Origin of the sequence: Pseudomonas sp. DWP3-1-2 (genome assembly GCF_049896285.1) — a bacterium.
Taxonomy (GTDB): Bacteria; Pseudomonadota; Gammaproteobacteria; order Pseudomonadales; family Pseudomonadaceae; genus Aquipseudomonas.
The window spans coordinates 240,932-261,574 of record NZ_JAFCTZ010000001.1 but is presented as its reverse complement, the minus strand read 5'-3'; the positions used below and the strand labels follow the sequence as shown (position 1 = coordinate 261,574).

Annotated in this window: 18 protein-coding genes; 7 read left to right on the top strand and 11 right to left on the bottom strand. The window is 58.1% G+C overall.

The window, feature by feature from the left end:
- Positions 1-88 precede the first annotated feature (88 nt).
- From ACP7B0_RS01250 to ACP7B0_RS01240, 3 genes are all read left to right on the top strand, one after another.
- On the top strand, positions 89-2,821 hold the full coding sequence (locus ACP7B0_RS01250; protein WP_426140039.1) for a cation-transporting P-type ATPase: 2,733 nt from the start codon (positions 89-91) through the stop codon (positions 2,819-2,821).
- A gap of 527 nt (positions 2,822-3,348) precedes the next feature.
- Entirely contained in the window at positions 3,349-3,867 is a 519-nt protein-coding gene (locus tag ACP7B0_RS01245) for an arsenate reductase (azurin) small subunit (protein ID WP_426139103.1), read from the top strand.
- A gap of 20 nt (positions 3,868-3,887) precedes the next feature.
- Complete coding sequence (locus ACP7B0_RS01240; protein WP_426139101.1) at positions 3,888-6,365, top strand: arsenate reductase (azurin) large subunit; 2,478 nt, start codon at positions 3,888-3,890, stop codon at positions 6,363-6,365.
- 107 nt (positions 6,366-6,472) lie between these two features.
- Here ACP7B0_RS01240 and arsC read toward each other — a convergent pair whose 3' ends face one another.
- From arsC to ACP7B0_RS01220, 4 genes are read right to left on the bottom strand one after another with little or no spacing between them, the layout of a single operon-like run.
- Positions 6,473-6,895, bottom strand: coding sequence for an arsenate reductase (glutaredoxin) (gene arsC / locus ACP7B0_RS01235; RefSeq protein WP_426139099.1), 423 nt, complete (start codon positions 6,893-6,895; stop codon positions 6,473-6,475).
- Positions 6,896-6,922: 27 nt separating this feature from the next.
- The gene (arsH, locus tag ACP7B0_RS01230; protein ID WP_426139097.1) at positions 6,923-7,636 is read right to left on the bottom strand and encodes an arsenical resistance protein ArsH; all 714 of its coding nucleotides are present in this window, start codon (positions 7,634-7,636) and stop codon (positions 6,923-6,925) included.
- Positions 7,637-7,682: 46 nt separating this feature from the next.
- The gene (locus tag ACP7B0_RS01225) at positions 7,683-8,966 is read right to left on the bottom strand and encodes an arsenic transporter (RefSeq protein WP_426139095.1); all 1,284 of its coding nucleotides are present in this window, start codon (positions 8,964-8,966) and stop codon (positions 7,683-7,685) included.
- A gap of 45 nt (positions 8,967-9,011) precedes the next feature.
- Positions 9,012-9,275, bottom strand: a complete 264-nt coding sequence (locus ACP7B0_RS01220; protein ID WP_426139093.1) for a hypothetical protein — start codon at positions 9,273-9,275, stop codon at positions 9,012-9,014.
- Positions 9,276-9,326: 51 nt separating this feature from the next.
- Between ACP7B0_RS01220 and ACP7B0_RS01215 the strand changes: the two genes are divergently transcribed.
- The 4 genes from ACP7B0_RS01215 (at position 9,327) to arsJ (ending at position 12,470) form a co-directional block, all read left to right on the top strand.
- A complete protein-coding gene (locus tag ACP7B0_RS01215) occupies positions 9,327-9,743 on the top strand; it encodes an arsenate reductase ArsC (RefSeq protein ID WP_426139092.1) in 417 nt (138 codons plus the stop codon).
- A gap of 6 nt (positions 9,744-9,749) precedes the next feature.
- Positions 9,750-10,106, top strand: a complete 357-nt coding sequence (locus ACP7B0_RS01210; protein ID WP_426139090.1) for a metalloregulator ArsR/SmtB family transcription factor — start codon at positions 9,750-9,752, stop codon at positions 10,104-10,106.
- 111 nt (positions 10,107-10,217) lie between these two features.
- Positions 10,218-11,222: an ArsJ-associated glyceraldehyde-3-phosphate dehydrogenase gene (locus ACP7B0_RS01205; protein WP_426139089.1), complete on the top strand. Its 1,005-nt coding sequence runs from the start codon at positions 10,218-10,220 to the stop codon at positions 11,220-11,222.
- 9 nt (positions 11,223-11,231) lie between these two features.
- The gene (gene arsJ, locus ACP7B0_RS01200; protein WP_426139087.1) at positions 11,232-12,470 is read left to right on the top strand and encodes an organoarsenical effux MFS transporter ArsJ; all 1,239 of its coding nucleotides are present in this window, start codon (positions 11,232-11,234) and stop codon (positions 12,468-12,470) included.
- A gap of 49 nt (positions 12,471-12,519) precedes the next feature.
- Here arsJ and ACP7B0_RS01195 read toward each other — a convergent pair whose 3' ends face one another.
- The 7 genes from ACP7B0_RS01195 to ACP7B0_RS01165 form a co-directional block, all read right to left on the bottom strand.
- Positions 12,520-14,262: a dipeptide ABC transporter ATP-binding protein gene (locus ACP7B0_RS01195; RefSeq protein WP_426139085.1), complete on the bottom strand. Its 1,743-nt coding sequence runs from the start codon at positions 14,260-14,262 to the stop codon at positions 12,520-12,522.
- Between the two features lie 9 nt (positions 14,263-14,271).
- Positions 14,272-15,219, bottom strand: a complete 948-nt coding sequence (locus ACP7B0_RS01190; protein ID WP_426139083.1) for an acetamidase/formamidase family protein — start codon at positions 15,217-15,219, stop codon at positions 14,272-14,274.
- 108 nt (positions 15,220-15,327) lie between these two features.
- The gene (locus ACP7B0_RS01185) at positions 15,328-16,947 is read right to left on the bottom strand and encodes an ABC transporter substrate-binding protein (RefSeq protein WP_426139082.1); all 1,620 of its coding nucleotides are present in this window, start codon (positions 16,945-16,947) and stop codon (positions 15,328-15,330) included.
- 22 nt (positions 16,948-16,969) lie between these two features.
- Positions 16,970-17,896, bottom strand: coding sequence for an ABC transporter permease (locus ACP7B0_RS01180; RefSeq protein WP_426139081.1), 927 nt, complete (start codon positions 17,894-17,896; stop codon positions 16,970-16,972).
- Entirely contained in the window at positions 17,897-18,745 is an 849-nt protein-coding gene (locus ACP7B0_RS01175; RefSeq protein ID WP_426139079.1) for an ABC transporter permease, read from the bottom strand.
- Positions 18,742-19,335, bottom strand: coding sequence for an ANTAR domain-containing response regulator (locus tag ACP7B0_RS01170; protein ID WP_426139078.1), 594 nt, complete (start codon positions 19,333-19,335; stop codon positions 18,742-18,744). The genes ACP7B0_RS01175 and ACP7B0_RS01170 overlap by 4 nt, the downstream gene beginning before the upstream one ends.
- Positions 19,332-20,471: a transporter substrate-binding protein gene (locus tag ACP7B0_RS01165; RefSeq protein ID WP_426139076.1), complete on the bottom strand. Its 1,140-nt coding sequence runs from the start codon at positions 20,469-20,471 to the stop codon at positions 19,332-19,334. Before ACP7B0_RS01165 ends, ACP7B0_RS01170 begins: the two co-directional genes overlap by 4 nt.
- Between the last annotated feature and the right edge of the window lie 172 nt (positions 20,472-20,643).

The window sequence follows — 20,643 nt, the reverse complement described above, 5'->3', positions numbered from 1 at the left end:
ACTTTTTCAGCATGCTGATATAACCCCACCCGCTTACGAGCACCTTAGCCCGGTTCACTTGAGCTGCGCGCACAGGAGACAGTCATTGATCAAGCAAGTGGTCGACGCCGCAGATAAGCAAACACCCGCCCCTGCCCACACCAAAACATGGCACACCCTGCCTGCGGACCAGGTGACGAACCTGCTTGGCGTCAATGAGCATGTCGGGTTGGAGCCGACCGACGTGCAAGTCCGCCTGGAAAAAAATGGTTTTAATCGCCTGCCGGAAGCTGCACGGCGACCGGCGTGGCTAAGATTTCTGCTGCAGTTTCACAACATTCTGATTTATGTACTTCTAGGCTCCGCTGCAATTACCGCGTTGCTGCAACATTTATGGGACACCGTGGTGATACTGGCGGTGGTGATTGCGAACGCAATCATTGGCTATATACAGGAAGGCAAGGCCGAAAAAGCCATGGACGCCATCCGCCAGATGCTGGCCCCCCGCGCCGCCGTGATTCGTGCGGGTGAACGCTTGAGCGTTGCGGGTGAAGAGCTGGTCCCGGGGGATATCGTATTGCTGGAGGCCGGAGACAAAGTCCCTGCTGATCTACGCCTGCTGCACGCGAACAGACTGCAAATTCAGGAGGCCATCCTCACCGGTGAATCCGTACCCGTGGAGAAAAATACCGGGCCAGTAGGCCTCGAAGCGGCCTTGGGTGACCGCACGTGCATGGCATTCAGCGGCACGCTGGTGACCTGTGGGCAGGCAACCGGGGTCGTTGTGGCGACGGCGGCAGTAGCCGAAATCGGACGAATCAGCACCCTGCTAGCAGAAGTCGAAACACTGACCACCCCGCTGGTGCAGCAAATGAATGTATTTGCGCGCTGGCTGACGATCTTGATTCTGTTAGTCGCCGGCCTATTGCTCCTGTTCGGTCACTATGTGGGGAATTACGCGTTCGGCGATATCTTCATGGTCGTGGTGGGGATGTCCGTCGCGGCGATTCCGGAGGGGCTGCCTGCGGTCCTGACCATCACGCTGGCTGTCGGCGTTCGGGCAATGGCGCGCCGCAATGCCATTGTGCGTCGTCTGCCCGCCATCGAGACCCTCGGCTCGGTGTCCGTCATCTGCACCGACAAGACCGGCACACTCACTCGCAATGAAATGATGGTGGCCTCGGTCGTAACCAACGATTACGTCTTCACGGTCGATGGCACAGGCTACCAGCCGACGGGTAGCATCAGCCGTGCGGACAAACCAGTAGACCCCGGGAGTTACTCGGCGCTGGCAGAACTGGGACGGGCTGCCAGCCTGTGCAACGATGCGGCCCTGCGCCTGCATGGGGACGCCTGGAAGGTGGAAGGCGATCCCATGGAGGGTGCCTTGCTGGCGTTCTCCGTAAAGACCGGAATCGACAGCGATGAAAACATCGGAACCTGGCCGCGCACCGATGCAATCCCGTTCGACGCCAAACACCGCTTCATGGCGACACTGCACCACAACCATGATCAACATGCCGCGATCTATGTGAAGGGCGCGCCCGAGCAGATACTGGCAATGAGCACCCGACAGCAGGTAAACGCGGGCGGTACTGAACCGCTCGACGCATCCTATTGGCACGAACAGGCGAACGCCATTGCTGCCAAGGGCCAGCGAGTCCTGGCATTTGCTGTCAGATCCGTCCCGCCCGAGCACACGGTGCTGGAATTCGATGACGTGCAGGGACGGTTAACCCTGCTTGGGATGGTCGGCCTGATAGACCCGCCCCGAGCCGAGACGATAGAGGCTGTTCAGCAATGCCAGGCCGCAGGCATTGTCGTAAAAATGATCACCGGCGATCACGGCGGTACCGCTGCGGCCATCGGTCGCCAGATCGGCTTGCAAAACCCCGACAAGGTGCTGACCGGCGTAGACCTGGACGCCATGAACGACGCCACCCTCAAAGAGGCGGTAAAGGACGTCAATATCTTTGCTCGTACCAGCCCGGGACATAAGCTCAGGCTAGTCACGCTGCTGCAATCGAATGGCATGACGGTGGCCATGACCGGCGATGGCGTTAACGACGCGCCGGCGCTCAAGCGCGCCGATGCCGGTATTGCCATGGGTGGCAAAGGCAGTGAAGCGGCCAAGGAAGCCGCAGACCTGGTGCTGGCAGATGACAATTTTGCGTCCATCGTGGCGGCGGTTCGCGAAGGCCGGACCGTCTATGACAACATCAAGAAAGTCCTGAGCTGGACGCTGCCGACCAACGCCGGCGAAACCATGATCATCATTGTCGCGCTGCTGCTCGGCCTCACCCTGCCGGTAACGGCTATACAGATTCTGTGGATCAATCTGATTACCGCGGTGACCCTCGGCATCGCGCTGGCGTTCGAGCCCACCGAAGAAAACACGATGCGCAGGCCGCCTCGCTCGCGCAAGGAGCCACTGATAAGCGGAAAACTGGTCTGGCACATGGTGCTTGTTTCGATCCTGTTCCTCTGTGGTGTCTACGGCATTTTTTCGTATGCCCTTGAACGCGGATACTCCATGGAACTGGCCCGGACCATTGTGGTGAACACGCTGGTCGTGATGGAAATATTCCACCTGTTCTTCATTCGCAATATCTACAGCACATCGCTGACCTGGGAGGGCATTCGCGGTACCCGGGTCGTCTGGATGACCGTTGCAGTGGTGACGGTTGCGCAGTTTGCAATCACTTACGCGCCGCCATTGCAAAAGGTGTTTGCCACCGAGGCCATCCCGTTCCTTGATGGCCTGCTGATCATCGGCGTGGGCATGGCACTTTTTGCGATCATCGAGATTGAGAAACAGATTCGAATCCGCTTGGCCGAGTAACACTGCCGCAAGCTCGGCTAACCCGGAGCGCCTGATCGGGCTGATCCAGGAAGGTGGATTACTGGGCGGAAATGTCGAGGTCAATCTGGTGAATGGGGAGCCACCTCTGCTCACTCGAATCGCTTGCGATATGGACGAAGACGCGATTGCAAGTTACTGCGGCGATAAAAGCACTGTAGGCCTGCAGAAGGCTGTCGCGCTCCAGAAGCGCCAAAGGTACTCCACGTGAAGTCCCTGCAGGCCAAGCTCAAGACGACAATGCCCCACCCAGCGCTCCGGGTCGATGAGATTGATACGTCCTTGAACGGCCTGTTGCCAGGGGAAACCGAAGGCCATTGATCGTGTGTCTGGCAGATTTAGCAATAAGTTAATAAAGAGTCTCAATTTATTAACATGTTGTTATAGCTACCCGGGTATATATACGACGAAAGACACGTGAGCATCTACTTATCGTCTACGCTTGAACTCTGGATATTCCATAACAAGAAAATCTGATCCGCCCGCGATCAGCCAGAGGAATTGACCCCATGACCACACTTTCGCGTCGCCGCTTACTACAACTCTCTGGTGGTGCCGCTGCCATCGGTGCCATGGCCGTTTCCTCACCCGGTCTTGCACAACAGCCGCCACCCGCCTCGCAAGGCCGAACGACGCTGCCTTATCCCTCGAATACAATTGCCCGGTCAAGTGAACTCAAACTTAACCAGCCCCTATCGTTTTTTTACCCCGACCCGTCATCGCCCTGCATGTTAATCAGGAAAGGCAAGGAAGTCATGGCGGGTGTCGGACCGGATCGCGACATTGTCGCTTACAGTATTTTGTGCACTCACATGGGATGTACTGTCACGTATGACCCGGCTGCCGAGGTATTTAAATGCCCTTGTCACTTCAGCATGTTTGACCCGGAAAAAGCCGGGCAAATGGTGTGCGGACAAGCGACGGAGAACTTGCCCCGAATCATTCTGGATTACTCGAGCCGTGACGACTCGATCACGGCAATTGCCGTGGACGGCCTTATTTATGGACGGCAATCCAACATCCTCTGAATGAAGTGGAGATTATAATAATGAGCCCGCTCACAGACCGAATCCCTCTTCCGCCCCCGAACGCGCAACAGACCCACATGACGTGTCACTTTTGCATTGTCGGTTGCGGCTACAAGGTCTTCAAATGGCCTGCCAATCAGGAGGGTGGCCGCGCCGCTGCCGATAACGCGCTTAACCTGGACTTCACCCGCCAGCTTGCGCCGATGCAGATCACCATGACACCTGCCATGGTCAATACCATCAAGGATAACAATGGCGACGCTTATAACGTAATGATCCTTCCCGATAAAGAATGCACGGTTAATCAAGGACTCTCTTCCACCCGCGGCGGGCAGATGGCGAGTATTTTGTATTCCGAAAACAGCGCAGTGGGACAACAACGCCTCAAGTACCCGATGCTGTACTCCGGTCGTGACTGGACTGAGTCGAACTGGGAACACGCATTGGAACTGTATGCCGGTCTGACACAGCGAATACTCGACAATGACGGCGCCGACCAGTTGTTCTTTAATGCGTTCGACCATGGCGGCGCAGGCGGAGGCTTCGAAAACACCTGGGCGACCGGTAAATTAATGTTCACCGGTCTGGGCACCAAAATGGTCAGGATTCACAACCGCCCCGCTTATAACTCTGAATGTCATGCCACGCGGGACATGGGTATCGGGGAGTTGAACAACAGTTACGAAGATGCCGAGCTGGCGGACGTGCTTATTTCCATTGGCAATAACCCTTATGAATGTCAGACCAATTACTTCCTTGCCCATTGGTTGCCGAATCTACAAGGCACAACGCTGGAAAAAAAACAGAAATGGTTCCCAGGCGAGAGCATCGAGAAGACGCGCATCATTTATGTCGATCCGCGAAGGACATCGTCGGTAGCGATATCCGAAACCGCTGCGGGCAAAGACAATGTCCTGCACTTGGCAATCAATCCCGGAACCGATACGGCCTTGTTCAATGGTTTGCTGACTTACGTCGTGGCCCAGGGCTGGATAGACAAAGACTTTATCGCCCAGCACACCGCAGATTTTCAGACCGCCGTCACAGCCAATAAGCTTGAACTTGAGGAATGCAGCCAGATCACCGGCATTGCTCCCGCTGATCTTGTTAAAGCGGCTGAGTGGGCTTACAAGCCGAAGGCCTCAGGCCATCGTCCTCGTACGATGCATGCTTACGAAAAAGGTGTCATCTGGGGTAATGACAACTATCGGACGCAGACCTCTATCGTCAACCTGGTGCTTGCCACCCATAACGTCGGACGACGCGGAACGGGCGTAGTCCGTATGGGTGGGCATCAGGAAGGTTACGCCAGACCGCCGTATCCGGGAGGCCGCCCCGCCCCCTACATTGATCAGGAAATCATCAAAGGCCGTGGGATGATGCTCACTGTATGGGCATGTAACGCTTTTCAGACGACGGTCAATGCCGATGCTTACAGGGAAGCGGTTTCCAGACGCGCAGACATCGTCAATCAGGCAATGGCTAAAGTGCGTGGCGCGACCACCGAAGAGCTGATTGATGTGATTTATGATGCAGTCAAGAATCAAGGGGGACTTTATCTGGTCACCATTGATCTTTACCGCACCAAGTTCGCTGCCGCCTCACATATGGCGTTGCCTTCGGCCCATCCCGGCGAGATGAACCTGACCTCCATGAATGGCGAGCGTCGCTTGCGCCTGTCTGAAAGGTTCATGGACCCTCCAGGTATCGCGAAAGCCGATTGCCTGATTGCTGCCGATATTGCCAATCGGCTTAAAGAGCGTTACCTGCAAGCCGGCAACTCTGCAATGGCCGAGCGCTTCGCGGGTTTTGAGTGGAAAACAGAGGAAGACGCTTTCAATGACGGGTTTCGCAGCGCTCATTTGAAGGAAATGGACAGTCAGGGCGGACCAACGGGCCATCTGGCGACCTACGCCAGGCTCAAGGATGCCGGAAACAACGGGGTACAACTGCCGATCAAGGAGTACCGCGACGGCAAGCTCATTGGCACGCCCATGCTCTACACCGACAACACATTCGATACGCCGGATGGGAAAGCACGTTTTCAGGCTTCGCCCTGGAACAAACTGCCCTCGGTCGTGGAAGACCAGAAGCAAAAATATGCGTTCTGGATCAACAACGGTCGGACAAATCTCATCTGGCAAACCGCCTATCACGATCAATACCTGGTGTTCCGCAAAGGACGCTTCCCCATGGCACCGGTTGAGATGAATCCTGATGACGCGAAGAAACTCGGCGTAGCAGCAGGAGATATCGTTGAAATCGCCAATAATTACGGCGCGAGCTATGCCATGGTCTACCCGGAGCCGTCTATTAAACCCGGTCAGGTCTTTATGCAGTTTGGCTACCCCAACGGGGTTCAAGGCGACATGGTCAGCGAGTGGACGGATCGCAATGTCATCCCGTATTACAAGGGCGCGTCGGCCGACATCCGCAAGATCGGCCGCAACGAGGAGTATGTCCGAACGGTCTCTTTCAAAAGCCGACGCTATTCCTGAATGCAGTCACATCCGGCCAGCCATCGCCTGGCTGGCCTTGTTCTTTGTATCTCAAAGCCCGAAGCATCACCCGACCTGCTGATTCGCCAGCGAACCATCAATCTTCTTCAGACCCTGCGGCCTTGATCGTCCACGATCACTTGTCCGTCTTCCTTGATGAAAGGGCCTTGCTGTTCATTGGGCAAGATATCCAGTACGACCTCGGAAGGCCGACACAGCCGGGTGCCCAGGGGCGTCACGACAATCGGACGGTTGATCAGGACAGGATGGGCCATCATCGCGTCAATCAGTTGCTCATCCGTGAGTGAGGGCTCGCCCAGACCCAGCTCTTCGTAAGGCGTGCCTTTGATGCGGAGCAGGTCGCGCACGGCAATGCTCATTGCACCGATCAGGCTGACAAGCGTCGCTCGATCAGGCGGCGTGTTGAGGTATTCGATGACAACGGGCTCTTCCCCACTGTTACGAATCAAAGCCAACGTATTGCGAGACGTGCCGCATTGGGGGTTGTGATAAATCGTAACTTCGCTCATTTGGGCTTCCATGGTTTCGGTGCGGTATTAAATGGAACGCTGATTGACCCGTCTGGAAAGCTCCTCTGCGGACTCTTTGCGCTCGGAGTACCGATCCACCATGAAATCCGAGCGTTCGCGCAGCAGCAGGGTGAACTTGACCAGTTCCTCCATGACATCGATCAGGCGATCGTAAAACGATGAAGGCTTCATCCGGCCTGCTTCGTCGAACTCAAGGAATGCCTTGGGCACCGAAGACTGATTGGGGATGGTGAACATCCGCATCCAGCGCCCCAGCACCCGCAATTGATTGACCACGTTGAACGATTGCGAGCCTCCGCACACTTGCATGACGGCAAGCGTCTTCCCCTGGGTCGGTCGCACCGCGCCCAACGCCAACGGCACCCAGTCGATTTGCGCCTTGAACACGGCACTCATCGAGCCGTGGCGTTCCGGCGAACACCAGACCTGCCCTTCCGACCACATCATCAAGTCGCGAAGCTCCTGAACCTTTTCGTGGCCGTCGGGAGCGTCGTCCGGCATGGGTAATCCCGATGGATTGAAGATTCGGGTTTCGGCGCCGAAGTGCTCCAGCAAACGGGCAGCTTCTTCAACCATCAGCCGACTGAACGAGCGCTCTCGATTGGAGCCGTACAGCAACAGAATCCTGGGCTTGTGGGTCCATGTGGAAACCACGCCCGGTACGGTCAACGAATCATCCGTGAACAGCTCGGCGTTCACGTTCGGTAAAGTCTTGTCCATCCCGCCTCCCGGGGAGCCGCGCTATAACGGCGCCCCTCATACACACTCAAATACTGAGCCTGATCGCCAAGGCAGCCAGGGTCGCCGTTAAAACAGGAAGGGTGATAACGATGCCTACGCGGAAGTAGTAGCCCCAGGATATCCGAATGTCTTTACGCGCCAGCACATGCAGCCAGAGCAGCGTCGCGAGACTGCCGATGGGGGTGATTTTCGGGCCGAGGTCGCAACCGATGATGTTGGCGTAGACCATGGCCAAATGAGCCGCGTTGTCTACGTGGCTGGCCTGAATCGACAGCGCCCCCACCAGAACGGTAGGCATGTTGTTCATGATCGAAGACAGCATCGCGGTCAGGAAGCCCGTGCCGAATGCGGCCCCCCAAACGCCATATTGGCCAAAGACATTCAACACTTGAGTCACGTAATGGGTCAGGCCTGCATTGCTCAGCCCGTAAACCACCAGATACATGCCCAGGGAAAAAATCACCACCTGCCAGGGCGCGCCTTTGAGCACTCTGGTCGTCGGAATGGCATGGCCTCGTGCGGCAATCACATACAGCACGAGCGCACAGGCGGCGGCCACGGCACTGATGGGAATACCCAGCGGATCGGCTGCAAAAAAGCCTACCAACAGAAGCGCGAGCACCCACCAGCCCGCTTTAAAGGTGGCACGGTCAACAATGGCGGCGTCGGGGGTTTTCAGATCCCTCACATCGTATGTTGCCGGTATTTCCTTGCGGAAGAACCACATCAGCATCAGCAAGGTGGCGGCAATGCTGACCAGATCGACCGGCACCATGATCGAGGCGTATTCACCGAACCCGAGATCGAAATAGTCAGCGGAGACAATATTGACCAGATTGGAGACCACCAGCGGAAGGCTCGCGGTATCGGCGATGAACCCCGCGCCCATAACGAACGCCAGGGTGGCCGCCGGGGAAAACCGCAAGGCCGTCAACATTGCAATGACGATCGGCGTGAGGATCAAGGCGGCGCCATCGTTGGCGAATAACGCAGAGACTGCGGCGCCCAGCAAGATGATGAAGGCGAACAAGCGACGTCCGCTTCCTCTGCCCCAGCGCGCGACATGCAAGGCAGCCCATTCAAAGAAACCCGCTTCATCCAGCAGCAGACTGATGATGATGACGGCAATGAACGTCGCCGTAGCGTTCCAGACAATCCCCCAGACCACCGGGATGTCATCAAGGCCCACGACGCCTGCCAGCAGCGCAACAACGGCACCAAGCGCAGCGCTCCAGCCTACTCCCAGACCACGGGGTTGCCAGATCACGAGAATGATCGTTGCCAGAAAAATCAAAAGGGCAATCAGCATGAACTTCGCTCAACATCAGTAAAAAAGGACTACGAGCCTTAAAGCTCAGTACGCACCGGCCGCTTGAGCCTGGGCACCAAGCGTTTCAAATCGTCGCTTGCCGCGCTCAGTGTTGTTATCGGCAGGACATCTCCCGAGCGGCTTTACCGCCACCTGGTAACCTGCAGAAATATCTGAAAAAACGAATATATGGAAACCTGAATGTTTTGTAAACTTTTGCGTTCGTTTATTCATAACGTCGACATGAATACGTAACAATACCGTCATAAAGGCCAGTAGAACAAAGCAGTCACGAAAAAAACTGGACATCAATGCGAAATATCATATATTCGAAAAACCACATATAAAGAGATCCACATCATGGCTCCGAAGATTCGCGTTTTGTTTGTTTGCGTAGCTAACGCCGCACGCTCTCAGCTGGCCGAAGCGCTCATGCGCAAATTGGCACCTGAGAATTACGAGGTTTTCAGCGCTGGCACCGCGCCGACGAAGGTGGATCCCCGAACGTTACAGGCCCTGGATGAAATAGACGTGGATCACAGCGGACTACGGAGCAAATCCATTGATGAATTCAAGGGGCAGCAGTTCGATTACGTGATTACGCTGTGCGACAAGTCCGCTCAGGAGTGCCAGGCGTTGCCGGGTGCCGGCGAGGTACTCGCCTGGCATTTCGCCGATCCGGTCAGCAGCGATCATTCCAATGCATTTCGCGCTGCGCGTGCTGAAATCAGTGAGCGCATCAAAATGTTCCTGCTGCTCAAATCGAAGAAACACTGAGAACCCATGGTCGACCATCTGACTCCCACTACCGTTTTCAAATGCCTCGCGGATGAGAATCGCATCCGCATGATGCTGTTGATCACCCGCGAAGAGGAACTCTGTGTGTGCGAGCTCACCTGCGCGTTAAGCGAAAGCCAGCCGAAAGTTTCCAGAAACCTGGCGCAACTGCGCGAATGCGGGTTGCTCGCTGATCGCCGTCAAGGGCAATGGGTTTACTACCGTCTGCACCCTAACCTGCCTGACTGGGTGCATGGCGTTTTGAGTACGACGCTGGACGCCAACAAACATTGGCTGACCCCCGACTGCAAGCGGCTGGAACAGATGGGCAATCGTCCCGAGCGAGTGGCCGCCTGCTGTTGAACACCACGCTGCCGCGAAATGCCCGGAAACATCAGCCGCAGTCCAGGCCCCGATGCCACCGCCGTCGTTTGACCGGCACCCATTTATAGATTCCAGACAGAGCATGAAGACATGACTATCAGAGTGGGCATTAACGGTTTTGGACGTATCGGTCGCTTGGCACTGCGGGCGGCATGGGGCTGGCCGGAGTTTGAGTTTGTGCAGATCAACGATCCCTCAGGGGACGCAGCGGCCCATGCCCACCTGATCAACTTCGACTCGGTACACGGTCGCTGGCACAAAGAGGCGCAGGACGACGGTGACTGCATTGTGATCGACGGCAAGCGCATCAAAGTCACCGCCAACAAGGCGATTGCCGAGACCGATTGGTCCGGTTGCGACCTGGTTATCGAAGCCAGCGGCAAGATGAAGACCGTTGCCGTGCTTCAGGGTTATCTGGATCAGGGCGTGAAACGGGTTGTCGTCAGCGCGCCGGTGAAGGAAGCAGGCGCCCTTAATATTGTCATGGGGGTTAACCATCAGTTGTTTGATCCCAACGAACACCGCATTGTCACGGCGGCCTCGTGCACCACGAACTGCCTGGCGCCGGTTGTCAAAGTCATTCACGAAAACCTGGGGATCCGTCACGGCTCCATCACCACGATCCACGACCTGACCAACACGCAAAGCATACTGGATCAGCCCCACAAGGACCTGCGTCGGGCGCGGGCTTCGGGCATGAGCCTGATCCCCACCAGCACGGGATCTGCCACGGCGATCGCAGAAATTTTCCCGGAGCTGCGCGGTCGGCTTAACGGCCATGCCGTGCGGGTACCGCTGGCCAACGCATCGCTGACCGACTGCGTGTTTGAAGTGGAACGGGCGACCACGGTTGAAGAGGTCAACGCGCTCCTGAAGGCAGCGTCCGAGAATGAACTCAAGGATATTCTCGGTTTTGAAGAGCGCCCGCTCGTCTCCATCGACTACCGCACCGACCCTCGCTCGTCGATTATCGATGCGCTCTCGACCATGGTCATCAATGGCACTCAGGTGAAACTCTATGCCTGGTATGACAATGAATGGGGTTACGCCAACCGTACCGTCGAGCTCGCCCGAATGGTTGCAGCGGCAGTCTGAGGAGCGGTCATGAAAGCGTTGTCAGCCCTCGCCCCGGAAGTGCGCCAGTACCTGCTCGTCACGGGTAACTACTGGGCGTTTACGCTCACCGACGGCGCATTGCGCATGCTGGTGGTTCTGCACTTTTATTCGCTGGGCTACAGCCCTCTGGAAATCGCGGCGCTGTTCCTGTTTTACGAAATCTTCGGCGTCATCACCAACCTGGTGGGTGGCTACCTGGGTGCCCGGCTCGGCCTGAACCGAACCATGAACATCGGACTGGCCCTGCAGGTGTGCGCATTGTTGATGCTGACAGTGCCTGCGACCTGGCTGACCATTGTCTGGGTAATGGGTGCCCAGGCATTGTCCGGGATTGCCAAAGACCTGAACAAGATGAGCGCCAAAAGCTCGATCAAGTTGCTGGTGCCCGACAGCAACCAAGGCATGCTTTATCGCTGGGTCGCCATCCTCACCGGCTCGAAAAACGCACTGAAAGGCGTTGGCTTCTTTTTGGGCGGCGCATTGCTGGCGTTGATCGGTTTCCGGGGCAGCCTGCTGGCCATGGCAGGTGTGCTGGCGGTGATCTGGGTCAGCAGCCTGATCCTGCTGAAAAAGGACCTGGGCAAGGCCAAGGCCAAACCGCGTTTTCGCGACATTCTGTCCAAAAGCCGAGCCATCAACATTCTGTCAGCGGCGCGCATGTTTCTGTTCGGCGCCCGGGACGTCTGGTTTGTCGTCGCTCTGCCGGTTTACCTGAGCAGCGTGTTTGGCTGGGGCTTCTGGAAAGTCGGCGGATTTCTCGCGGCATGGGTCATCGGTTACGGCATTGTCCAATCCCTGTCGCCCCACATCACCGGTAAAAAGAATGGTCATGTGCCTGACGGCCGCGCCGCGTTCCTCTGGGCCCTGGCACTGGCCGGCATACCGGCAGCAATAGCCCTCGGGCTTGGCAGTGGATTCTCGCCGCAGTGGGTTTTGCTGGGGGGCTTGATGGTCTTCGGCGCGCTGTTCGCGGTGAACTCATCACTGCACAGCTACCTGATCGTGTCCTACGCCAAGGAAGACGGCGTGTCACTGGACGTGGGCTTTTACTACATGTCCAACGCCTTGGGTCGGTTACTGGGTACTGTCCTTTCCGGATGGGTGTATCAGTCCTTCGGGCTGGAAGCCTGTTTGTGGATATCCAGCGCGTTCGTAGCCCTGGCGGCATTGATATCCATCGCGCTGCCCCGGCATGTCGAGAGCGCCAGCGCCGTTCCCGGGAAGTAGCGTCACTTGTAAGGGTGAAACCGCCCTTGCCTAACCCCCGGGACGCTCATCAAACGGCCACCCAATGCCCGCCGCCCAGGCCCTTGAACTGCTGCGGCGGCATCACAAAACCCTTGGGCTTGATCGGGCTGGGTTGTTCGAGCTCCTGCAGCAGCGCCTTGAAATCCCGCCTGCGGTCGACATCCGGCAATGGCACCGCGCTGAGCAGGCGTTTGGTGTAGGGGTGCTGCGGGTTGTGCAGCACCTGATCCCGTGGGCCGATTTCGACGATCTGCCCACCGAACATGACAGCCACCCGATGGCAAATGCGCTCAACCACCGCCATGTCGTGGGAGATGAACAGATAGCTCAGCTGATGCTGTTTCTGCAGGCTCTCCAGCAGATCCAGCACCTGGGCCTGTACCGACACATCCAGCGCGGACACCGACTCGTCAGCGATGATGACTTTCGGGTTGAGCGCCAAAGCCCTGGCGATGCAGATCCGTTGCCGCTGCCCACCGGAGAACTGGTGAGGATAGCGCTCCATGGCGTCAGCAGGCATGCCCACTTGGTGCAGCAACTCGGCCACCCGTGCCAGCCGTGGAACTAGGGGCAACCTGTCATGAATCAACAACGGCTCGCCCACCAGCTCGAAAATCGTCTTGCGCGGATTCAGCGCCGCATACGGGTCCTGGAAGACCATCTGAATATCCCGGCGTACCCCCTGCAACCCGGCGCCGAGCAGGCCGTTGAGTTCCTTGCCAGCCAGTTTCACGCTGCCGTCGAACGCGATCATGTTCATCAGCGCCTTGCCCGTGCTGGACTTGCCACAACCGCTCTCCCCCACCAATCCCAGCGTCTCGCCTTCGCGCAGTTCGAAGTTGATGTTCTCCACCGCATGAACCTGTCTGACTTCCTCGAACCAGCCCATGCGCAGCGGGAAGCGCACACTGAGGTCTTTCACCGCCAGCACGACGCCTCGTTCGCTAAGATCCTCGGCTTTGCCGGCCGAACCCAGAACAGGCACGGCATCCAGCAATTTGCGCGTGTAAGCGGCCTGGGGTTGGGTGAACAGTTGACGCACCGGCGCCTGTTCTTCGGTGCGGCCGTGATTCATGACCACCACTTCATCGGCCATTTCCGCGACCACACCCATGTCATGCGTGATCATCAACAGGCTGGTACCGTAGCCCTGTTGCAGCTCGCGCATCAGTTCGAGGATCTGCGCCTGAATGGTCACATCCAGCGCGGTGGTTGGCTCATCGGCGATCAACACCTGAGGCCGACACAGCATGGCCATAGCGATCATCACCCGCTGACGCATCCCACCGGACAACTCATGGGGGTATTGCGTCAAGCGTTTTTCCACCTGGGGCATGCGGACCGAATCCAGCATCTCCCGAGCCCGGCGGCGTGACGCCTGACGATCAAGCGGCTCATGACGACGCAGGGTTTCGTCCATCTGCTGGCCCACCGTCATCAGCGGGTTGAGGGAGGTCATCGGCTCCTGGAATATCATGCCGATCTGCTTGCCGCGCAACCGCTGCAACGCCCGTTCGGGCAAGGTGATCAGGTCGCGGTTATCAAAGATGATTGCGCCACTGGGGACTTTCGCTGCCTTGGGGAGCAGGCCCATGATCGCCAGCGAGGACAGCGACTTACCGCTGCCCGACTCGCCGGCGATGCACACCGTCTGCCCGGCACGCAGCGTAAAGCTCAAGTCATCGACCACCCGACGCGGGTTCGCACCGTGACCGATATCAATGCTCAACCGCTGCACCGACAGCACTGCCGGGGAAAGCTGATCACTCATTGCCATGCCTCATGCGAACACGATTTTCGGGAAGTAAAACGACACCACCCAATTGGGCAGGTCGACCACCTCGCTGATACGCAAATCGCCGCACACCGAGCACAACATGTAGGCCTGTTCAGCGGGCATACGGTGTTCGCGGCACAGCCAGTCGATGGTATTACTGACCGCCTGACGCGCCGCCTGCATAAGGTCAGGTCCAACCCCGGTGAAAGCTTCATAGCCTGCGCTGTCGAGATGACTGGTCACCGGGCCGGGCGTACTGAACCTCGGGCTGGCCAAGGGCGTGGACTTGATCAGGTCAAGCTTGACCACGACGTCCATCTGGCTTTCGATAGCCGTGCCGCACACCTCGCCATCGCCCTGGGCGGCGTGGGTGTCGCCGATGGACAGCAGCGCGCCCGCCACTTCAACCGGCAGGTACAGCGTGGTGCCCGCCGCGAGGTCACGAATGTCCAGATTGCCCCCCACGCGACGCGGCGGCACCACCGAATGCAGGCCCTCTTCGGCGGGCGCCAGGCCGATGGTGCCGGCAAACGGTTTGAGCGGCACCTTGGCGAAGTCACTGAAAGCGGCAGGTGCCAGCGTATCCTTGTCGTAATGCCACAGGGCGAGTGCCGGGTCCTGGAACTGGTCGGCGAGCAGTCCGAAACCCGGGATATTCGCGGTCCAGCCAAAGCCGCTGGGCTTGAAGCTGTCGAGGGTGATTTTCAGGATGTCGCCGGGCTCGGCGCCTTCCACGAAAATCGGCCCGGTGACGGGGTTGATCTGGTCGAACGACATGGTCGCCACGTCGTTGACCGTGGAGTGCGGCGTGAAGTAGCCGTTGGACGAATCCAGGCATTTGAATTCCAGCATCGAGCCCGGCGCTACGGTCTCCACCGGTTTGAAGCGCTTGTCCCAGCCGAAATGGCTGTGGACACTGTGAATGGTCTTGACCAGGCAGTTCTGGCACATGGGGCATGTCCTCCGAAAGGGGCTATGTTTTTGTTAGTTCGCCAAGACACGTCAGAGCGAGGCTTGCCCGCGACAATCGTCGCGAGCCAGCCGCTCCAACCCACGCGTTTACTTGATCCAGATGTAGTCGTAGTTCACCGGTACATGGACCGGATCGACATACAGAATGTCCGCGCCCCCCATGCGTGATGAGCGCACGGTGAAGCGTTGTTCGTTGAAAATCGGCACCCACGGCGCATCGGCCATCACGTCGATAAAGATTTTCTTCCACAGTTCAGTGCGTTCGGACTGCTGCTCCGGCTTGGCCATGCTGTCGGCCTTGGCGGCTTCGGCGTCCAGGGTCTTGTTGCAATACAACGACCAGTTCCAGCCGCCGTCGACCGCACCGTCACACCCCAGGATTGGTCCGTAGAAGTTGGAGGGGTCCGGGAAGTCCGCGATCCAGGCCATGCCGCCGGACCAGACCATGGGTGCCTGATCCTTGGCGCTGCCAGCGGCAATCACGTTGGCCTGGGCCAGGGATTTGATCTGCGCCTTGATCCCGACTTTCGCTAGATCCTGCTGGATCGACTGGGCGATACGCGGCTGCGGATCAGTGTTCATCACATACAGCTCGGTCTCGAACCCGTTGGGATGCCCGGCCTCGGCAAGCAGCTTCTTGGCGGCTTCAACGTCATAGGCATAACCCTTGTAAGCCTTGTCGTAACCCGGCATCGCCGGTGGCAGCGGCTGATTGGCGGGCACTGCGCGACCGTTGATGATGCGCACGATGCGATCCTTGTTGATCGCCATGTTGACGGCCTGACGCACTTTGAGGTTATCGAACGGCGGCAAGGTGGTCTTGAGCGTGACGTAACCGGTGTGCAGTTGATCGCCGGTAATCATCAGGCTCTTGTACTTGGGGTCATTCTTGAATTCGAGGAATTTGGCAGGCGGCACGCCGTCACCCGCGATGTCCACTTCCCCCTTCTGCAAGCGCAACAGCGCAACCATGGGGTCCTGACCCACTTCGAAGGTAATGGTGTCGAGGTGCGGTAGCCCCGACTTGTTGTAGTCGGGGTTTTTCTTGAACACGATCTTCTGGCCGAGCTTCCACTCCTCCAGGCTGTAGGCACCGGTGCCCACCGGATGCTTGCCGAAATCGGCGCCCCACTTCTCCACCTCTTCCTTGGGCACGATGGACGCAAAGTTGATCGCCATCACGTGCAAAAAGGTGGCGTTGGGCTGCTTCAGGGTGATCTTGACTGTGTAGTCGTTCACCACCACAACACCGTCAAGATGCTCGGCCTTGCCTGACGCCATGCTTTCATAACCCACAATGGCGCTGAAGAAACCCGCCCCCGGGCTTTGGGTTTTCGGGTTGACGGTTCGCTCGAACGAATACTTCACGTCGCTGGCTTTAAGCTCGCGACCATTGTGGAACTTCACGCCTTTTTTCAGGGTGAAGGTATAGACGGTGCCATCGTCGGAGATGGTGTAATCCTCGGCCAGGTCTTTCACCAGTTCGGTGGTGCCCGGCTTGTAATCCATCAGGCCGTCGAACAGGCTTTTAATCATCGACCAGTTCTGCCAGTCGTAGCCAATGGCCGGGTCCAGCGTCGCGACATCGTTCTGGTAAGTGACCACCGCCGATCCGCCGTTCCTGGCGTTGGCATCGAAGTCGTCCGCCAGAACACTCCCGGCAAATAACGTGGCCGCAATGGCCATGCACAGTGCACTACGTTTCATGCTCCCACCCCTTCCTTATGGTTTAGTGTTTGTTCACATCGATACGCGGGTCGACCCATGGAATGATCAGGTCGGCCACCAGATTGCCGAGCACGATGGCCACCGCCGAAACAGTGGTCACGCCCACGATCACCGGAATGTCCACTTGCTGAATTGCCTGCCAGGCCAGTTGCCCGATGCCCGGCCAGCCGAACACCGACTCGACCACCACCAGCCCGCCCATGAAGATGCCGATGTCGATGCCGATCATCGGGATCACCGGAATGATCGCGTTGGGCAAGACATGCCGCAGCACCACGCGGACCCGGCTCAAACCCTTGGCCCGAGCGGTGCGGATAAAGTCCTGGTGCAGCACCTCGATCATCGAGGAGCGCACCATTCGCGAGTACCAGCCGCTGCCGAGAATCCCCAGGGTCAGCGCCGGTAACATCAGGTGCTCCACGCCGCCGTAGCCACCCAGAGGGAACCAGCCCAGTTGCACCGCGAAGAAGTACATGAACAGCATGGCGGCAATGAATTGCGGAGCCGAAACGCCGACAAACGACAACGCCATGAGCAACTTGTCGGCGAAGCTGTCGCGACGCAGGGCGGCGATCACCCCAAGGGAAATGCCGATCAGCAGTTCAAAGCCGATGCCCGCCGCCATCAGTTCCAGCGAGGGCCGCAAACGCGAGCCGATCAGCTCGGTGACCGAGGTGCGCTGGATGTAAGAGCGGCCCAGATCGCCCTGCAGCAAATTGCCCAGATAGTTGGCGTATTGGTGATAGAACGGCAGGTCCAGGCCAAGCTGGGCGCGTATGCCTGCTACCACTTCCGGCGTGGCGCTGCGGCCGGCAATCTGCCGTGCCGGATCGGCAGGCAGCATGAACAGCAACAGGTAGGTGATGAAGGTCACACCCAGCAGAATCAACAGGGAATAACCGATGCGACGACTGATAAAGGCCAGCATTCAGCTTCTTCCTTGCAAGGTGGGATCGAGTTCATCGCGCAAGGCGTCGCCCACCAGATTGAACGCCAGGGACAACAGCACGATGGCGATGCCGGGAAAGAACACCAGCCACGGCGCTGAGGTGAAGTAGGTCTGGCTTTCGAAAATAATGTTGCCCCAGCTGGGCGTTGGCGGTTGAACGCCGACCCCGAGATAGGAAAGCGTGGCTTCCAGCAACACCGTGGTGGAAATCCCCAGCGTCGCCCAGACCAGAATGGTCGGCAGTAAATGGGGCAACAGGTGTGAGAAAAGAATGCGCAGCGAACTGGCGCCCAGCGTGCGCTCGACGGCCACGAAGTCCCGGGCACCCAGAGCGATGGTCTCCGAATAGATAACCCTGGCGATTTGTACCCAGTTGACCATGGCGATCACCAGCGCAACGATCCACACACTGGGCTGGAAAATCGCCGAAAGCGCAATGGCCAGCAGCAAGGCCGGAAACGCCATCATCAGGTCGGTGAAACGCATCAGGGCGCTGCCGATCCAGCCGCGCAGGAATCCCGCCGTCAGGCCAACCAGGGTGCCGATCAATACCGCCATGCCATTGGCCACCAGACCGATGAACAGCGATGTGCGAGCGCCATAGATCAAGCGCGAGAACAGGTCGCGCCCCAACAGATCGGTGCCCAGCCAGTACGGCGTGTCCGGGGCCAGCGGAGCCCCCTCCATGGACAAGCCTTCGACGAATTGCTCCGACGGGTCGTAAGGGCTCATCCATGGAGCGAAGACCGCCAAAAGCACAACCAACGCAATGTAAAACAATGACAACGCCACTGCCGGGCGTCGAAGCAGCGACCGCATCACACTCATGTTCGCCGTCTGCCTTGCCGTACCAGGTCTGCTGCCAGATCGGCGCACAGGTCGTCGATGCTGCGGTTTAACTGCATCGACAGATCACGCAGGCGCTCGTAGGCGTCTCGTTCGCTGATGTGATGCTCGACCATCAGGCGTGCCAGCGCCTGAGCCAGTTGCGGCCGTGCGTCCAGCCGCTGCTGGAGGCGCATGGTGCTTTGTGCATTGGCGTCCAGGCGCTCATGCAAACCGATCGCCATCATGAGCGTGGTGAAGACTGACCCTTGCGTGATGGGTTTATTCAGCAGCGCCGTCGCCCCCAGCTCGATGGCACGCTGGATCTGGGACAGGGTTTCGTGGGGCGTAAGGGCAACGACGGGCACGCCCGCAAGATTCAAACCCTCCAGCAGCCGTGGACTGGCGAAATGCTCGAGTTCCACGATGGCGGCAAACACGCCGTCCAGCGAATCGTTGGCGTCCGCCGACAGGGCCAGCGAGGTAATTCCCAGCCGGTGCAGGCTCTTTTCCAGATGGGCCAGGGTGCGCGGATCACAGTCCACCAACAGCAGGCGCCCCCGTTCGAAGTCAGGCCGTTTGAGCGGGCTCATTTGACGATCCTCAGGTGGGGCAACGCCGCCAGCGCCCGTAAGCGATGAAATTCACGCAAATCCGTGGAGGTCAGGTAAGGATCGGCAGACAACGCGTGGGGCTCGCTGTGCAGAACCACGAACCGGCCTTCGCGGTACTCGGCGATGTGGCACGGCAGGCTGCTGTGATTATTGCGCCCGGAAATCTTCAGACGCCCCAGCACACTGTCCTGAGCATGGGCATACAGGTACTGGCAGATATCCGCTGGCGCGGCGCTGCCCACGTGATGCAATGCCTCGGCGAAAAGGTGTATCGCAACGTAGGTGCCGGTGTAGTAATGCGAGCACGGCTGCTGGCCGTGCTCACGCAGCTGTCGCTGGGTGAAGGCGCTGTCGACGCTCTCGAAAAACGGCCCGCACGACAACAACCGCAGATTCTGCATCTCCCCGACTTCGGCCAGCTCGGCTTCGGTGAGGTTACAACTGAGCACCGGCAGCGTCAGTTCCTCCTTCACACAGGCGGCGTCCAGCTGCTGCAAAAAGGCATAGCTGGATTCACCCACCAGATTATTGAGGATGAAGGCCGGCTGTTCGGTGAGGAGAAATTGAATCAGGTCCGTGAAGTTCGTGGACCCCAGATGAATGTACTTTTCACCGATAACATCGCCATGGGCCGCCTGCAGTACTTCCCGGGCAATGCGGTTGCTTTCCCAGCCCCAAATATAATTGGAGCCCACGAGCATGGCACGCTTGCCGAAGGTTCCAAGCGCGTAACGCAACAGCGGGATCAGCGTTTGATTCGGACAACCGCCCAGATACAGCACGTTTTCGCTGCTTTCAAAACCTTCGTACGGGCAGGCATACCACAGCAAACTGGCGTTTTGCTCCAGATCCGGAATGATCTCCTTGCGGCTTGCGGACGTGGTGGTGCCAAACAGATGACGGATACCGCTTTCCATCATCGCCACTGCACCTTCGTTGTAGCGCTGCAAATAGCCCTGGGGGTTGAAATGCGTCGCCTTGAGCTGAAAGTCGTAGCGGTGATTCCGATTGATCTCGGCCAGTGCGTGTGTAGCACCTGCCAGTCCGTGTTGACCCATACGTTTGTAGGTTCCATCGGTGGAGAAGAGAAACCCCACCTCAATCGTACGTCGCATTGTTTAGACTCCAATAAAAAAGCCTGATCCACCGGTTGACCGGTGGATCAGGCTTCATCACCTGGCGCTGATGCGCTGAATGTAGACAAGGCTTACCGGTCATGCCCGAGCTTGCGCTTAAACGTTCCATGGAATAAGCGTGCCAACTTCCAAACTCCCATTTGCAGGGGTT

What these genes read in the sequence shown, in the direction of transcription:
- ACP7B0_RS01245 (WP_426139103.1), top strand. Translation starts at nt 3,349, where the DNA reads ATGACCACACTTTCGCGTCGCCGCTTACTACAACTCTCTGGTGGTGCC.
- ACP7B0_RS01220 (WP_426139093.1), bottom strand. Translation starts at nt 9,275, where the DNA reads ATGTCCAGTTTTTTTCGTGACTGCTTTGTTCTACTGGCCTTTATGACG.
- ACP7B0_RS01195 (WP_426139085.1), bottom strand. Translation starts at nt 14,262, where the DNA reads ATGAGTGATCAGCTTTCCCCGGCAGTGCTGTCGGTGCAGCGGTTGAGC.
- ACP7B0_RS01210 (WP_426139090.1), top strand. Translation starts at nt 9,750, where the DNA reads ATGGTCGACCATCTGACTCCCACTACCGTTTTCAAATGCCTCGCGGAT.
- ACP7B0_RS01170 (WP_426139078.1), bottom strand. Translation starts at nt 19,335, where the DNA reads ATGAGCCCGCTCAAACGGCCTGACTTCGAACGGGGGCGCCTGCTGTTG.
- ACP7B0_RS01205 (WP_426139089.1), top strand. Translation starts at nt 10,218, where the DNA reads ATGACTATCAGAGTGGGCATTAACGGTTTTGGACGTATCGGTCGCTTG.
- ACP7B0_RS01240 (WP_426139101.1), top strand. Translation starts at nt 3,888, where the DNA reads ATGAGCCCGCTCACAGACCGAATCCCTCTTCCGCCCCCGAACGCGCAA.
- arsH (WP_426139097.1), bottom strand. Translation starts at nt 7,636, where the DNA reads ATGGACAAGACTTTACCGAACGTGAACGCCGAGCTGTTCACGGATGAT.
- ACP7B0_RS01215 (WP_426139092.1), top strand. Translation starts at nt 9,327, where the DNA reads ATGGCTCCGAAGATTCGCGTTTTGTTTGTTTGCGTAGCTAACGCCGCA.
- ACP7B0_RS01225 (WP_426139095.1), bottom strand. Translation starts at nt 8,966, where the DNA reads ATGCTGATTGCCCTTTTGATTTTTCTGGCAACGATCATTCTCGTGATC.
- arsJ (WP_426139087.1), top strand. Translation starts at nt 11,232, where the DNA reads ATGAAAGCGTTGTCAGCCCTCGCCCCGGAAGTGCGCCAGTACCTGCTC.
- arsC (WP_426139099.1), bottom strand. Translation starts at nt 6,895, where the DNA reads ATGAGCGAAGTTACGATTTATCACAACCCCCAATGCGGCACGTCTCGC.
- ACP7B0_RS01180 (WP_426139081.1), bottom strand. Translation starts at nt 17,896, where the DNA reads ATGCTGGCCTTTATCAGTCGTCGCATCGGTTATTCCCTGTTGATTCTG.
- ACP7B0_RS01190 (WP_426139083.1), bottom strand. Translation starts at nt 15,219, where the DNA reads ATGTGCCAGAACTGCCTGGTCAAGACCATTCACAGTGTCCACAGCCAT.
- ACP7B0_RS01175 (WP_426139079.1), bottom strand. Translation starts at nt 18,745, where the DNA reads ATGAGTGTGATGCGGTCGCTGCTTCGACGCCCGGCAGTGGCGTTGTCA.
- ACP7B0_RS01165 (WP_426139076.1), bottom strand. Translation starts at nt 20,471, where the DNA reads ATGCGACGTACGATTGAGGTGGGGTTTCTCTTCTCCACCGATGGAACC.
- ACP7B0_RS01185 (WP_426139082.1), bottom strand. Translation starts at nt 16,947, where the DNA reads ATGAAACGTAGTGCACTGTGCATGGCCATTGCGGCCACGTTATTTGCC.